General features: G+C 63.6%; 17 protein-coding genes. 5 read left to right on the forward strand and 12 right to left on the reverse strand.

Going from position 1 to position 14397, the window contains the following annotated elements; all coding sequences use genetic code 11:
- Window positions 1–48 precede the first annotated feature (48 nt).
- Both WDJ60_RS10550 and WDJ60_RS10555 read right to left on the reverse strand, forming a co-directional pair.
- Window positions 49–1629, reverse strand: coding sequence for a methyl-accepting chemotaxis protein (locus tag WDJ60_RS10550; protein ID WP_340100369.1), 1581 nt, complete (start codon window positions 1627–1629; stop codon window positions 49–51).
- 112 nt (window positions 1630–1741) lie between these two features.
- Window positions 1742–2038, reverse strand: a complete 297-nt coding sequence (locus tag WDJ60_RS10555; protein WP_340100370.1) for a DUF7565 family protein — start codon at window positions 2036–2038, stop codon at window positions 1742–1744.
- Window positions 2039–2150: 112 nt separating this feature from the next.
- Here WDJ60_RS10555 and WDJ60_RS10560 point away from each other — a divergent pair, with 112 nt between their 5' ends.
- The gene (locus tag WDJ60_RS10560; RefSeq protein WP_340100432.1) at window positions 2151–2885 is read left to right on the forward strand and encodes a PHP-associated domain-containing protein; all 735 of its coding nucleotides are present in this window, start codon (window positions 2151–2153) and stop codon (window positions 2883–2885) included.
- Here the strand turns inward: WDJ60_RS10560 and WDJ60_RS10565 are convergent.
- Window positions 2882–3364: a metal-dependent hydrolase gene (locus WDJ60_RS10565; protein WP_340100371.1), complete on the reverse strand. Its 483-nt coding sequence runs from the start codon at window positions 3362–3364 to the stop codon at window positions 2882–2884. The genes WDJ60_RS10560 and WDJ60_RS10565 overlap by 4 nt on opposite strands.
- A 36-nt stretch (window positions 3365–3400) precedes the next feature.
- Complete coding sequence (locus tag WDJ60_RS10570; RefSeq protein ID WP_340100372.1) at window positions 3401–3625, reverse strand: hypothetical protein; 225 nt, start codon at window positions 3623–3625, stop codon at window positions 3401–3403.
- A 240-nt stretch (window positions 3626–3865) separates the two neighbouring features.
- Here WDJ60_RS10570 and WDJ60_RS10575 point away from each other — a divergent pair, with 240 nt between their 5' ends.
- Window positions 3866–4984, forward strand: a complete 1119-nt coding sequence (locus WDJ60_RS10575; protein ID WP_340100373.1) for a pyridoxal phosphate-dependent aminotransferase — start codon at window positions 3866–3868, stop codon at window positions 4982–4984.
- On the opposite strand, the gene WDJ60_RS10580 is transcribed toward WDJ60_RS10575, so the two are convergent.
- Window positions 4977–5714 carry a class I SAM-dependent methyltransferase gene (locus WDJ60_RS10580; RefSeq protein ID WP_340100374.1) on the reverse strand — a complete coding sequence of 246 codons (738 nt, stop codon included), beginning with the start codon at window positions 5712–5714 and terminating at the stop codon, window positions 4977–4979. The two genes, WDJ60_RS10575 and WDJ60_RS10580, sit on opposite strands and share 8 nt — an antisense overlap.
- Before the next feature lie 115 nt (window positions 5715–5829).
- On the opposite strand from WDJ60_RS10580, the gene WDJ60_RS10585 reads away from it, so the two are divergent.
- The 3 genes from WDJ60_RS10585 (at window position 5830) to WDJ60_RS10590 (ending at window position 9542) form a co-directional block, all read left to right on the forward strand.
- Window positions 5830–8235, forward strand: a complete 2406-nt coding sequence (locus tag WDJ60_RS10585) for an ATP-dependent DNA helicase (protein ID WP_340100375.1) — start codon at window positions 5830–5832, stop codon at window positions 8233–8235.
- 72 nt (window positions 8236–8307) lie between these two features.
- Complete coding sequence (locus WDJ60_RS18910; RefSeq protein ID WP_465269216.1) at window positions 8308–8463, forward strand: DUF7563 family protein; 156 nt, start codon at window positions 8308–8310, stop codon at window positions 8461–8463.
- A gap of 50 nt (window positions 8464–8513) precedes the next feature.
- On the forward strand, window positions 8514–9542 hold the full coding sequence (locus tag WDJ60_RS10590; protein ID WP_340100376.1) for an ArsA family ATPase: 1029 nt from the start codon (window positions 8514–8516) through the stop codon (window positions 9540–9542).
- A 10-nt stretch (window positions 9543–9552) separates the two neighbouring features.
- Here the strand turns inward: WDJ60_RS10590 and WDJ60_RS10595 are convergent, their stop codons facing one another.
- Genes WDJ60_RS10595 through WDJ60_RS10625 form a run of 7 tightly spaced genes read right to left on the reverse strand, consistent with a single transcriptional unit; the run spans window position 9553 to window position 14396 of the window.
- Window positions 9553–10380 carry an SDR family oxidoreductase gene (locus tag WDJ60_RS10595; protein ID WP_340100378.1) on the reverse strand — a complete coding sequence of 276 codons (828 nt, stop codon included), beginning with the start codon at window positions 10378–10380 and terminating at the stop codon, window positions 9553–9555.
- A 52-nt stretch (window positions 10381–10432) separates the two neighbouring features.
- Complete coding sequence (locus WDJ60_RS10600; RefSeq protein WP_340100380.1) at window positions 10433–11215, reverse strand: endonuclease V; 783 nt, start codon at window positions 11213–11215, stop codon at window positions 10433–10435.
- A complete protein-coding gene (locus WDJ60_RS10605; RefSeq protein WP_340100382.1) occupies window positions 11215–12177 on the reverse strand; it encodes a rhomboid family intramembrane serine protease in 963 nt (320 codons plus the stop codon). Before WDJ60_RS10605 ends, WDJ60_RS10600 begins: the two co-directional genes overlap by 1 nt.
- Before the next feature lie 42 nt (window positions 12178–12219).
- Entirely contained in the window at window positions 12220–12477 is a 258-nt protein-coding gene (locus tag WDJ60_RS10610; protein WP_340100384.1) for a DUF7314 family protein, read from the reverse strand.
- Window positions 12470–12790, reverse strand: coding sequence for a DUF7315 family membrane protein (locus tag WDJ60_RS10615; protein WP_340100386.1), 321 nt, complete (start codon window positions 12788–12790; stop codon window positions 12470–12472). Before WDJ60_RS10615 ends, WDJ60_RS10610 begins: the two co-directional genes overlap by 8 nt.
- A complete protein-coding gene (locus WDJ60_RS10620; protein ID WP_340100387.1) occupies window positions 12791–13588 on the reverse strand; it encodes a cytochrome b family protein in 798 nt (265 codons plus the stop codon).
- 4 nt (window positions 13589–13592) lie between these two features.
- Complete coding sequence (locus WDJ60_RS10625; protein WP_340100388.1) at window positions 13593–14396, reverse strand: cytochrome b; 804 nt, start codon at window positions 14394–14396, stop codon at window positions 13593–13595.
- Window position 14397 lies beyond the last annotated feature (1 nt).

The raw sequence follows: 14397 nt of genomic DNA on the forward strand, positions 1-14397 counted from the left end.
AAAAATAGCGACAGTACCAAACTCGTTAGGAGATAAGGAGCAGCCGTCTCAGCGGTCGACGTAGGCTTCGGTGGCGAGACGGTGGACGGTGTCGTGGATCTCGTCGACTTTCTCGGCCTGTTCCTCGCTGGTGGCGGCAGCGGTCTGGACCTCGTTCGAGACCTCTTTGGCCCGAGTAACGACTTCGTCGAGCATACTCGCGATCTGCTCCGTACTCGTCGCCTGGTCGTCGGTCGCATCAGAGACCTGTTCAATGCCCTCGGCAGCCTCCTCGACGGCTTCGACGATGTCTGTGAGCGCCGCCGTCGAGTCTTCGACCTGCTCCAGTCCGCGTTCGACCTGTTTGTTGGTCTCTTCGAGGTTCTCGACGGTGTCCCGGGTGTCGGATTTGATGTGTGAGACCATCTGCTCGATTTCGCCGGCGCGCTGCTGTGACTCCTCGGCCAGCGATTTGACCTCGTCGGCGACGACAGCAAAGCCGGAGCCAGCCTCGCCCGCACGCGCGGCCTCGATGGAGGCGTTCAGCGCGAGCATGTTCGTCTGTTCGGCGATGTCGTCGATGACCTCGACGATCTCGTCGACCTCGTCGACACGCTGGCGGAGCGCCTCGACATCCTCGGCGACATCGTTGGCCGAATCGGCGACGTCCTGCATCACTTCTTGTGTCTGTTCTGCGGTCTCCTGGACCTCCGTGGCGGCGTCGTCGGCGTTGTGGGCTGTCGACGCGACCTCGTCGCTGGTTGAGGCGATCTCCTCGATCGTCGCCGAGAGGTTGGCCACCTCGTCGCTGACAGTCGCCAGCGTCTCGGATTGCTCGTCGGCGAGCGTCGAGATGTGCTGGCTGGTGTCGGCAACCGACTCGACGGAGTCGTGGAGGTCACCGGTCTGGTCGGCCACGTCGGCAACGATGTCAGAGAGACGGTCCGCCATCTGGTTGAGCGAGTCGACCACTTCCAGCAGTTCGTCGTCGATGTGCTCAGTCTCCTCGACCGACGCCCGAGCTTTCAGGTTCCCGGCCTCGATTTCAGCCATCGTGTCCTGCAGTTCGGCGACCATCGCCCGGAGCTGTTGTTGCTGGAGGGCATCCTCGGTGCGGTCGTGAATCATCTCGACGACGCCAGCGAGATCACCGTCCTCGTAGATAGGGGCGGCACTGAACTCGATGTGGCGGTCCTCGCCGAGCGCGTCTTTCATCACGCTCTGGTCGGCGTACAACGTGTAGTCGACATCCTCGACGCGCGGGACGCCGTGCGCCTCGTCGGCGCTCTCGGGGGCTTCCAGTACCTTCTCGGCCAGCGTCATCGACCGGCGGCCGTCGTGATAGAAGGCCGGACCGATGACGCCGTGTTCCTCCTGAAGTTGCCTCGCACCCTCCTCCGATTCGCCAGTGAGTTGCTGCAGCGAACGGTTCCAGTTGGTGATTTCGCCGTCAGCGTTGACGACGAATATCGGGGTGTCGATGTGATTCAACAGGGCGTGGTAGTCGAACGGTACCGCTGCCGGCCCATCCTGGTCCGACCTGGCGAGTGTGCCACCGTCAGCACGGGTCTGCTCGCCTCCCGACTCGTCGGCCCCAACTACTGTCTCAGCCGCCCCGTGAGTCGCGTTCGAAGAGTTGTCCTGTGTCATTACCTCATACCACCATAGTAGACACTGATAAGTACCCAATCTAATTATTCAAAACGACCATATTACCGAGAGCGAAGCCGACGCTACCCGGCCCCATCGAGACGGGTCGTGACTATCCGTTTCCTTCGATGCGGTCGACGACTTCCCGGATGTCGGCGGCGTCCTCGATGTCTTCTTTGATAGTCTCGCGTCGGCGGACATCGGCGGCACTCGCGTCGTAGGCGCGCACGTAGTCCGCGCGTGAGTGCTCGTCGAAGGCGTGCCGAATAGCGAAGTAGCCGTCGGGGACGACAGCGCCACAGACCTTGCACTCGATGCGGTCGTGTTCGGTCGCCTGGTGGACGATGAGGTCCTCGACCCGGTCGAACGTAGCGTCGTCGCCTTCGATGGCGCACTCCCAGCGTGCCATTTCTGTCGGATGGGAGACTCTCCGGCGATAAAAACGTTCCTCCCGGTGGCAATGGAAAGTCCTAACCGCAATAGCACCGAATCCGCCGGCAGTGACGACGACACACGTCGATATGCACGTGAAGATACTCGACGAACGGGTCGTCGAGCGCGCCAAGCGGCGCGGCATCGACGTGCTCGTCTACGCCCCACACTTCACGCGCTGGACGACGATTCGCAAACGGGCCGAACGATTCAGCGACGACGACCTGCTCGTGGTCCCCGCACGGGAACTGTTTACCGGCGACTGGCGAAATCGCCGACACGTCCTCGCACTGGATCTACAGCGAGGGATCCCCGACTTTCTCACGCTCGATGGCGCGATGAACGAACTCGCCAAACAGGACGCCGTCGTCTGCGTGCCACACCCCGGCTTTCTCACTATCAGTCTCGAACGCGAGCACATCCGGGAGTACCGCGAGCACGTCGACGCAATCGAGGTGTACAATCCGAAACACCTCGCCCGGGACAACCGTCGCGCCCGCGCGCTCGCCTCAGAGTTCGACCTCCCCGGCTTTACCTCCTCGTACGCTCACCTGTCGGGGACAATCGGCGAGTGCTGGACCGCCTTCGACCGTGATATCGACACCGCTGCGGACCTTCACGCCGCGCTCAGAGACGGGATGCCACGAACGGCCACACACCGCGACGGACTCGGCCATCTCAAGCGACGCGCGATCGAGATAGCACACATCGGCTACGAGAACACCTGGAAGAAGCTCGACCGTGTGTATCTCTCCGGCACGGAACCGACCCACCCCGACCACGTCGCCTACGGCGGCGCCTTCGACGACAGCAGCGTCTACTAGATACCGAGTGCCTGCTGTGCCTCGACCACGACCGGCGACCCGTACGTCACCAGCAGGAAGATACCCGCAATCTCGACGGCCGTGATACTGAACATCATCAGGTCGGTGTACTTGCTGTCGACCGGAATCCCGAAGGGAACGTCGAACTCCTTGTCCCAGACTGGGTAAAACAGCGCGATACCCCGCGTCGTCCCGAGTACGTCCAGGACGTAGTGCGTGAGAACACCCAGCCAGACCCACTGGAGATTCCCGAAGTAGAACGGATAGGCTGCGACGATAGCCAGCACTGGCAGATTGTGGAGCGTCTTTCGATGCTTGCCGAAGGCCGTGTCCACGTCGGGGAACAGCGCACCGAGGACGACGGGGACGAACACCTCCGCGATCGTAACGAACGTCTCGACATCACCAGCCGGTTCGAGAACGTACCCCAGCCCGATTGCCAGTAACACGCCGTTGAGTACGTGCCCACGTTTGTTCATCGACGGGTACGTCGACGGGCAGACTGACAAGCCTTGTTATTTGCCATCCCGCACGGCCGTCACGAGGTCCTCCAGTGCTCGCGTGGCTGCCTGCTCGCGCACCGCTGCTCTGTCGCCGTCGACAGTGTACCGTTCGACCGCTGTCTTCGAGTTCTCACTCCCCCAGGGTGCAGCCGACGCGACAGCGACTGACACGTCGGCGTCGCAGAGCGTGTCGGCGACGGTCGCTGCAATCGAGTCATCGCTGTCGTCCCGGACCATACCGGACCCAACGACTGAGCCCCCGAAAAGCGTACGGCTGTCGACCACAGCCGAACGTTCAAGACCGAAGCCGCGACCAGCCACGTCCATGCACTGAACTCTGCCACGGCGCGGTTCGCGATTGCGTGACACACCGCGCCGTGACTACCGTTCGTGTCACCTGTTTGCCCCCTTTTGGCCGTATCCAGTCGCCCATCGAAGACGGAAAGAGACAGGTGGACCGCGCCACCACCGACGGGTATGGACTACGAGACGCCGCAGTTCTTCCGCGTCATCCAGTACGCGGCGGCTGCCGACCGCGACGTGGTCGACATGGTCAGCGGCAGCCCTGACTGGGATCCCCCCGAAGCACTCCGCGAGGGACTGCACGACTACGCCGACGCCGACCCCGCCGACTTCCAGTATCCCGCCAGCGTCGGCATCCGCGGGCTCCGCGAGGAACTCGCCCAACGCCGCGGCGTCGACGTCGAGCAGATTATCGTTACCAACGGAACGGGCGAGGCCAACCACCTCGCGATGGTCGGTGGTCTCGACGCCATGCCCGGCAACGAGATCCTGCTCACCGACCCCGTCTACCCCTACTACGCCGGCCGTGCGAACTTCCTCGGTGCCGACACCACGCTCGTCCCCGTAGCTGAGGACGGCCACGCTGACGCGACCGCGATCGCCGACGCGGCCAGTGACGACACTGCAGCCATCGTCATCAACACCCCCAACAATCCGATGGGTGTCACCTACAGCGCAGAGACCGTCGAGCGACTGGTCGAGGTTGCCGAAGAAAACGACGCGCTTCTCGTGAGCGACGAGGTGTACGACCACTTCGATTACACCGGGCGCTTCGAATCGGCGCTGGCCGTCGACTCACCGCACCGGGTCGTCACCAACGCGTTCTCGAAGTCGATGGCAATCACCGGCTGGCGGGTCGGCTACGCCGTCTTTCCACACCCCGACGGCCCTAACGGACATCTGCTCGACGAAGCGCGCACGCGCCACATGCTGACCAACGTCACTGGATCCCGTCCCGTACAGGCCGCTGTCCTGCACGCACTCCGAGAGACCAGCCCCGACTACTACGAGGACGTGCGAGCACGCCTCCGTGAGCGCATCGCCACCTTCACCGACGCGCTCGACGCTGCCGGTGCCGAGTACACCGAACCGGAGGGTGCCTTCTACGTGATGGCCCGGTTCCCCGACTTCCCAGGCACCTTCGAGAACGTCGAACAACTCGTCGACGAGGGTGGTGTCGCCGGGATGCCCGGCGAAGCCTTCGGTGAGGCGCGCGCTGACTGGATACGGTTTTCGCTGACGACCGACCGCGTCGAGACGGCCGCCGAGCGACTGGCAGCGTTTTTTATGTGAGTTCGCTTGGTCGGGCAACGTAGTATGGCGACGTTTCGACCAGGCAGAGAGGAAAGGACCGTTTCCCGATAATAGAGACGAGGTCGAACCCAACTCGTGAGAGTTCCTGTCGTTGGCGGACCGGGTTCGTAAAGTACGTCTCCAAGTCGCCAATCGATGTGCGCTCGAATTTGTACGGGGAAAAGAGACGACCGCCGTTCTTTGTCCGAAGGTATTTATCTCGCACGAAGCCGTGGTCGCTCAGGAGCGCCGGGAGCGCGTACCACTGGTTGTGTGACGAGAAGACGAACGTACCGGAGGGAGAGAGGACGCGTCGTATCTCCTGGAGTGCCTCCCGTCGTAGTTCCACCGGTGAGAGATAATCGAGTCCGTTGAACGCGAAGATGACGTATTTGTACGAGTCAGAATCGAAGGGGAGGTCAGACACGTCGGACGAGACGAACTCGATATCCGGGTGTTCCGAGTTCGCCTGCACGAGCAGCGGCTGGCTGATGTCGGTCCCGGTGACATCGTACCCGCGCGCTTCCAGAGCACTCGTTACCCGACCAGCGCCGCACCCAACGTCCAGTATCTGGCCCTCAGTATCAGAAAAATAGGCATCAATCGCGCGCTCTTCTGGTTCCGAGAGTCCCTGCCGTTTTATTTCACCAGTCTGAAAGAGAATCGACTCCTCGCTCCGAAACTGCTCGTAGTTCTTGTCGCTCTGCGGGGGGAGGGGACCAGGAGGCATAGTCCATGTTGGGGAGAGTAGGAAATCGTTATACGCCGACTAAATCTGGAGATGGTCCTGAAACAGCGAGGCGACATCCATGGGTTCAAATTGAAAGGAGACACAGTATGCCTGAATGCCCGACTCCGACACCGTCGACTGGCAGGACTTCTTCGGCTTCGCCCAGCCGTACGACAACCAGGCCGACGCCATCGAGTCAGCACTTCAGGTCGGGCGCGCGAACGGCTACCTCGCGATGGAGGGACCCTGCGGGACGGGCAAGACGATGGCTGCCCTGACTGCCGGTGCCACCCTGATTCATGAGGGAGAGTACGACCGTATCGTCGCCGTCACGCCGGTCAAACAACAGCTCCAGCAGTTCATCGACGACTTGCGGACGATGAACGCCGGGCTGGAAGAGCCCTTGACCGGTATCTCGCTGGTCGGGAAACGCGACCTCTGCCCGTACGGCCGCGAGGGGGTCTTCCCCGACGACGTGAGCACGCACGACCGGTGTGAGGACCTGCGGGAGAACACCGCACGACTGGTCGAGAGCGACAACAGAAGCGACGACCGCGCGGTCGCCAGTGCCTCGGTCGGCGGCGAAAGCGAGGAAATCTGGTGGGACCCCCAGCTGGGAAGTGACCTCGCCAAACACGCCCGCCCCGACGGACCGGGCCAGCAGACGTTCGAGGACGCACTCGATACCGCGGGCGCGACCAGTCCGTACCGCCGGAGCCAGCCGAGCGCTCCCGAATCGATGGCCGAGGGCGACGACACGCCGCTGTACTGCCCGTTCGAGGCCGACTGGTTCGCCCGGAACAAAGGGTCGCCGGTCGATTTTGCCGTCGGCGAGAACCACGTCGTCACCGCCGACGACTACCTCCCGGCGGCGACCGAGCGGGGTACCTGCCCGCACCGCGTGATGGGCGTGCTGCTAGAGGAAGCGGACGTGGTCGTCGGTAACTACAACCACCTGTTCGACCCCGACTCGCGGCCGCTGCTGGAGTCGATTTTAGACGAGAACACGTTCGTGGTCGTCGACGAGGCCCACCGACTCGAAGAGCGCGTTCGCGATTTGCTCTCCAAGCGGGTCGGCCGTGCAACGCTCAAGCGGGCGCGCAACGACTGCGACCAGCTCCTGACGCGTGCCCGCCAGACCGCCGAGCACAAACAGCAGGTTCGGGACTGTCTGGCCAGCCACGACGTCCCTCTCGATGCGGTCGAACGCGCCCGCGAGTTCTACGACGCCACGCTCACCTGGTTGGATGAGCGCGTTGCTGATCACCTCACCGAGGAGTTCGGCCCGGAGTGGCGTGCCGGCAACACCGACGTCCTCCCCGACCGAACGCTGGAAGTGCCGCTCCGGGACCCCGAAACGGTCGAGCAAGACGAGTTGACCGAGTGGGCCGAGCGGGAGGGATACGCCGGCGACCTCTGGCGATCACTTCCCACAGTTGGGCTGGCCGTCGAGGACGCCGTCGACGAGCTGGGGTTGACCCGAACGCCCGTCTGTACCGCAGTCGGAGCCATCATGAGCCACTGGTGGGAGACAGACCACGCCAGTTACTTGCGAGAGGTCGAGCTCGAGTACTCGCCGGCCGACGAGCGCAGCGTCGAGCGACCCTGGCAGACGCAGTACACCGCCGGACTGGTCTGTTTCGAGTGTATGCCCGGCGACTCGCTGCGCGAGGTGTTCGATGGACTCGGCGGGGGCGTCCTGATGAGTGCGACGCTGGAACCGCTGGACGTCTTTTCGGAGGTCGCCGGACTGGAGGCGCTTCGTCGAGCGGACCGGCCGGTCGTCGAGCGGACGTACCAGCTGCCCTTCCCGGAATCGAACCGGGCGAGTTGGACCGTCGACGCGACGCCGTTTACCGCCCACAATCGTGGCGACCCCGACGAGAACGCGGACCCCGAGACGTGGAACCGGACCCGCGACGAGTACGCACACGTCCTCCGGACGCTGGCGCGCTCGCCGGGCAACGTCCTGATTGCGATGCCGAACTACCGCGAAGCGGGGTGGGCCGGCGATTACCTCGCCGACGTGGTCGAGAAGCCGGTGCTGGTCGACGAGAGTTCGGCAAACGAGGAGACCGAGCAGTTGAAACAGCAGTTCTTCCGGGGCGAGGGAAAGGTACTGGTGACGAGCACGCGCGGAACGCTGACAGAAGGGGTCGACTACGACGGTGAGAAACTCCACTGCTGTGCCGTCGTGGGGGTACCCCTGGTCAATATCGGGTCGCCGCGCGTGCGGGCTGTCCGGCGCGCCTACGCCGACGCGTTCGGCGAAGACAACGCGTTCGAGTACGCGCTGACGGTGCCGGCGGTGCGGCGAGCGCGACAGGCCATCGGTCGGGTCATCCGCGGCGTCGACGAAGTGGGGGTGCGTGCGTTCGTCGGCCGGCGCTTTACCGCGGGCGCGCGCCACAGCGTCCAGCCCTATCTCTCGCCGGGCGAGCGCGAGGAGTTCGTCAGGTTGACTCCCGAGTTCCTCCCTGGGCAACTCGAGTCGTTCTGGGAGGAACATAATCGCCGATAGACGCCACTTACTGGCGGCAACTGCGCCAGGACATCACAAGGCCTATGCAACGTGAGACGACTCGTATAACCGATGCCGGTTTGTAACAACTGTGGCGGGTTCGTGACTGAACGCTATGTCCGAGTGTTCACTCCGGAGGGGTACGACGGACCGCGTGTCTGTCCGAACTGTGAAGATAAACTGAGAGACGGTGCCGACGTACGCGAAGCGCGTTCCTCGCGGTCGTAGCCGTCGCCCGTTTCGACGGGTACACAATCCTTCACCGTCTACCTGTGGGTATGGAACTCGAAGTCGAGACTGTCGAGGATGTCGACGACGCGGTCGTCCCCGATGGCATCGACGCGCCCGATTACGTACTCTACGGTGGGAAAGGCGGCGTCGGCAAGACGACGATGGCCGCCGCGACAGCGCTTGCCAGTGCCCGCGACGGCACGGCGACACTGGTCGTCTCGACGGACCCCGCCCACTCCCTCTCGGACACCCTGGAGACGGACATCCCGTCAGACCCCGCACGCATCCGTGAGGACATCCCGCTCTTCGCGGCCGAAATCGATCCGGAGGAAGCACTCGAAGACGGTCCCTTCGGCGGCGGAGACGCCGGTGGCAATCCACTCGCCGGACTGCTCGGCGAGGACGCCGCCAACCCGCTGGGTAGTTCGATGCCCGGCTCGGACGAGGCCGCCGCGATTCGGCTCCTGCTTGAGTACATGGACGACCCGCGGTTCGACCGCGTGGTCGTCGACACCGCCCCGACCGGCCACACGCTCCGCCTGCTCGAACTCCCTGAGATGCTCGACACGATGGTCGGGAAGCTCCTGACGATGCGCGAGCGCCTCGGTGGGATGATGGAAGGCATGGCCGGGCTGTTCGGGGACAGCGATGCCGACCCCGAGGAAGGTATCGACAGCCTCCGGGAGTTTTCCGACCGTATCGAGCAGTTCCGAGCTGTGCTCCGGGACCCCGCCCAGACGGACTTCCGGGTCGTGATGGTCCCCGAAGAGCTGTCGGTTCGGGAATCGGAGCGATTGCTCGACAGACTGGAAGGGTTTGGCGTCCCCGTTGGCACCGTGGTCGTCAACCGCGTCATGCAGGACCCCGGCGAGGTGGCCGACGTGGGCGAGACCTTCGTCGCACCCAACCACACCGACTGTGAGTTCTGCGAGCGCCGCTGGCAGGTGCAGCGACAGGCCCTCAATCGCTCGCAGGATATCTTTCGGGGCCACGACGTGCGCCGCGTCCCGCTCTTCGCCGAGGAAGTCAGGGGCGAGCGCCTCCTCCGGGTGGTCGCGGCGTGTATCGAAGACTGAGACCGCGGCGCTAGCTAACTTTTCGGAGAATCCGGTAGCCGAAATCGCGGAGCTTGTCCGGCAGGAAGCGACTGTAGAGCATGTACTGTGCGACTCTCCCGACCGGATACCGGGCAGCAGGGTCGGAGACGCTGATGGCGTCGTGAATCGTCTCGGCGACCTGCTCGGGCGTGACGGCGATAGGTGCGCCACCGGCGACGAGCGAGCCGTCCTCGATGATGTCGTAGACCCACTGGTACTCGGAGCGGTACTCGGTGCCCTCGTCGAGTTCTCTGTCGACGCGGCCGTCGAACTCGGTGTCGACAGGACCCGGTTCGACCAGGACCACGTCGACGCCGAACTCCTCAACTTCCGCACGCAGTGCGTCGCTCATCGCTTCGAGAGCGAACTTCGACGCGCTGTAGACGCCGCCGCCGGGCGCGACAATGCGACCGGAGACGCTGGAGACGTTGACGATTGTTCCCTCGTCGACGGTGCGCATATGCGGCAGTACGGCTCGCGTCAGCCGATGGGGACCGTAGACGTTCACGTCGAACTGGGCGTGCACGCGGTCGGTCGGGATGTCCTCGACTGGGCCGTACTGGCCGTAGCCGGCGTTGTTGACCAGTACGTCGAGCGTTCGTTCCTCCTCGATAATTCGGTCGACCACGCGGTCGATATCCTCGCCGCTCGTCACGTCGAGTTCGTCGGTTCGGCAGCCCGCCTCGGCGAGGTCGGTCAGGTCGTCCTCGTCGCGGCTGGTCGCGTAGACGGTCCACCCGTCGTCGACGAGATACTGGGCGGTCGCCCGCCCGATACCCGAAGAACAGCCGGTGATGAGCGCCGTCTCGTCGGTCATGCCCGGGACGACGGCCGCCGGTCATATAATCCCCGGCGATATCACGCTCGGACTACAGTTGCTTCTTGACCTCGTCGGCGTAACTGTCGGCCAGCCGCGTCGGCTCCGGGAGTTTGTACCCCCCACAGCACCGCTCGACGATGTCGACGGCCGTCTCGGCGCTCACTCGGTGACCCGGACTCACGTACAACGGGTTGATGTACTGGTTCGGCGAGTCGTACTGGCGGCTCTGGAAGGCGTAGCCGATGACGGTCCCGTCGGGAGCGGTCACGTCGCCGTCGGCCTCGATAGCGACGCGGGTGCCCTCGGGCAGCGGGTCGGCAAGCGATTGACGTGGCCGGCCACAGAGGAGGTTCTTGGCCACGCCAATCGCCGGGCAGTCGACGGTCACGCCGATGTGCGTCGCCAGTCCCGCCTCACGGAAGTGGATTCGGCCGCTGCCGTCAACAACGAGCACGTCGGGGTCGCTGTCGAGTTCGGCCAGCGCCGACAGAATCGCACCGCCTTCCCGGAAACTGAGCAATCCCGGAATGTAGGGAATCTCGGTCGGTTCGACGGCGTGGACCCGCTCGACTATCTCGTCGCCACGGGAGACCACCACGGCGCTGACGGCGTCGTCGCCGTCGAACGCCTGGTCGACGCCCGCGACGAGCGGGGGCTCCGTCTGCTCACCCAGCCGTTGCTGGTCGCTGTCGTGTGCAACCCCGACGCTCGCGGGATCGAATCCCAGGTCGTCAGTGAAGGTCGCAGCGTCGGCAATCTCCTCCTGAAGTCGTTCCATCGACTCGCGTGACAGTGACGGGTCAGGAACGAACGCCGGGCGGTGGATCTCCATCAGAACGGGCCGCGGCGACGGCCGCCACCCGGACCGCCTGGACCACCAGGGCCGCCCGGTCCGCCGCCGGCGCCGAACTGGAGCTGGTTGGGCATCCGAATCCGGTCTTTGACGCGATAACCGTAGGCCAGCCCGATAATCAGGCCGACGAGGTGAGCGACGTTAGCGACGTTCGACCCGGCGAGGCTCGGGCCGAAGATACCGAGGACGCTAATGCCGACGTAGCCGACGGTCAGCAGCCACAGCGGCACCGGGATAATGAAGTACAGATACACCCGAAGGCCGGGGTTCAGGATCGTCAGCACGCCCATAATCGCCAGGCCGGCACCGCTGGCACCGACGACGCCGCTCGGCACTCCAGGAGTCTGTATCATGCTGATGAGAATCTGGCCCAGTCCCGCGAGCGCGCCGCTGACCAGGAAGAGTATCGTGAACTGTTTCGAGCCGACGTAGTCCTCGACCAGCCGGCCGAAGAAGTAGATCACGATGCTGTTGATGGCGATGTGACCGAAGCCGCCGTGGGAGAAAATCGAGGTGATCCACGTCCAGACGTATTCGGGGTGGGCCGAGGAGAGCACGAAGATTGCCTCCCACGTGGGATGGCGCGAAAACACGATTGGATTGAACGTTCCCGTCAGCAGATAGCCGACGACGTACTGCAACAGGAACGTTATCCACATCGCACCGAGGAAGACGTACGTCATGTTGTTTCGGAAGTAGCTGGCCCAGCTGCCGGGGCCGGTGTTCAGCCCCACCCGGTCGGCGATCCCGCCGGAACTTCCACCCGACTCGACCGTCTCCTCGAATCCGCTGTCGAAGACGGCCTGGTTGTCACCCCAGTTTTCCAGTCCCGGACAGTCGTGGGACTCGGGGAGTCTGTGTTCGGCACAGTACGTCCCCCCACAGTGCCGGCAGTGGTACGGCATGTTCTCTTCTTTGCCGCACACGTCACACGTCGACATTGGTGGCTATAGGACCGGGGGCCGCAAAGGAATTGTGCTTGGTTACTCGCCGAGCGCGGTGCGCGCCTGCTCGATAGCCGGGATAACGACCCAGAAGGTGAGCGCGCCGATGATGCCGATCCAGAACAGCGCGTCTTTCAGCAGGAGCGCAATCTGGATGTAGACGTCACCCGTCTCGGGATTCGGTGCGGTGAGCTGCGTCCCCTCGAAGCTCGGCGTGTTGAACGTCCCGGCGATAATCAGCCAGCCGAGCATGGACGTCACGAAGATACCGAATCCCTTGATGAATTCGTCAGCCATTATCTGAAGATTCGTCGGATTCGTCTTTAGACTTTCCCATTCCTTCGGTTCGAAACCGCGTCGAAAAGGCGTACACTGCCGACCCACCGACGAGAAGCCCGAGCCCGAGAATCGCCAGCACCGGGTCGATCTCCGATACCTCCGCAGTCGCACGGTTGGTCGCCGTATCGAGCAACACGAACCCCGCGAGGACGAAGACGACTGCAAACAGCGTCGAAAAGACCGTCACTGCCTTGTACACCCGAAGCGGGACGACCACGTCGCGTGCGCCCTCGGCGCGTGCGTCGGCCTCGTCTTCGGGCGTGTCGCTCATCTATTTCGGCGGCCGCAGCCGGTAGTACCGGCGGTTCAGGTCGAACATGTACCCCTCCCGCATCGACTTCAGCACCGCGTAGGTGATGGTCCCTGCGATGACGGGCGCGAGGAACGTCATGTCGAACAGGACGTTGCCGTCCATCGGGATGAGGTTCTTGACCGCGACCGCGGCGATGGTGAAGGCGAACACGAACCCAGCCATACCGACGGCCGCCCAGAACGGCTGTTCGACTGGTCGGCGCGCGCTCCCCTTGTTGAGGAACGGGACGATGGCGATGATGCCGACGACGACGATGTTCGCGACGACACCGTACGTTCGGTCGGCCATCAGCTTCTGACCGCCCAGCAGGCTGAGGTCCGGATTGAGCGGCCCGAGTTTCAGCAGGCCGAAGGACCAGTAGAGATACCAGTCCGGCAGGATAATCGCCGGCGTCGTCCCGGAGTCGGCCGGGGCTGGCAGGTGGGGCGGAACCAGCGCCGCGAGCATGACGATCATGCCGACGAAGAAACTCGTCAGGGCGAGGTTCCGAATCATCTCGTGGGGCCAGGCCGGGAACGCCAGCACGTCACGTTCGACGTAACTGGATTCCTGACGCAGGTCCTGATCCTCGCGGCGGGCCCGCTCGAAGTATTCGTATGTCAGCCGGGAGAGCCCCTGGGTACGCTGCTTGCGCTCGCCCCAGGTTGGCGTCTCGTCGTCCGGCGGAACGATACCTGGGCCGCCACCATCGGTTGCGGCCTCTTCGCCACCGTCGGTGACGGCGTCGTTCTCGGGGGTGTCGTTGTTCTCGCTCATGGTATTAGTGTGGTTCTGCGATGCCCTGCATCCAGACGATGCCGATGTGGACTGCGATGAGCAGCGTCACGATGAACGGCAGGAAGAACACGTGCAGGATGTACATCCGCTGGAGGGTCGACTGGGTGAGCGTGTAGCCACCGAACAGGAGCTGGGCGACGTACTCGCCGACCAGCGGGACGGAGAGGCTCATCTCGACGCCAATCTGGCCGGCCCAGAAGGACAGCTGACTCCAGGGCAACAGATACCCGGTGTACCCGAAGACCATCGTCAGCGAGATGAGCACGATGCCCAGAATCCAGTTGAGTTCACGCGGTTCCTTGTACGCACCCGTGAAGTAGACACGGAGCATGTGGAGGAAGACCGCGGCAGTCATAATCTGAGCCGACCAGCGGTGGAGACTCCGCAGGAAAAAGCCCAGATTCAGGTCGCCCATGATGAAGATAATGGAGTTGTACGCAATCGTTGGGTCGCCATTGGCCGCGGCGGCTGCCGGCGCATAATAAAAGCCAAGCAGCGCGCCGGTTATCGAGGCGACGACGTACGCGATCGTCGAGAACGACCCAAGAGCGTACAGCGGATACCAGTACCAGAACTTGTTGTCGAGGTTGTACTGTTCAGTGTGGCTCTTTGGCATCTGGAGGTTGACCTTGTAGTAGAGGTCCTCCAGCAGTTCGAGGTAGTCGACGATGCGGAGTCGTTTGTCGACCCAGATGAGCACCGTCAGGTAGATCGATTCCACTGGTGTCAGGTCGCGCTCCTGCATCCAGCCGTCGTGGTCGTGTTCGTCTTTGCGTTCGAGACTCATT

Source organism: Salinibaculum salinum (assembly GCF_037645885.1).
GTDB lineage: Archaea > Halobacteriota > Halobacteria > Halobacteriales > Haloarculaceae > Salinibaculum > Salinibaculum salinum.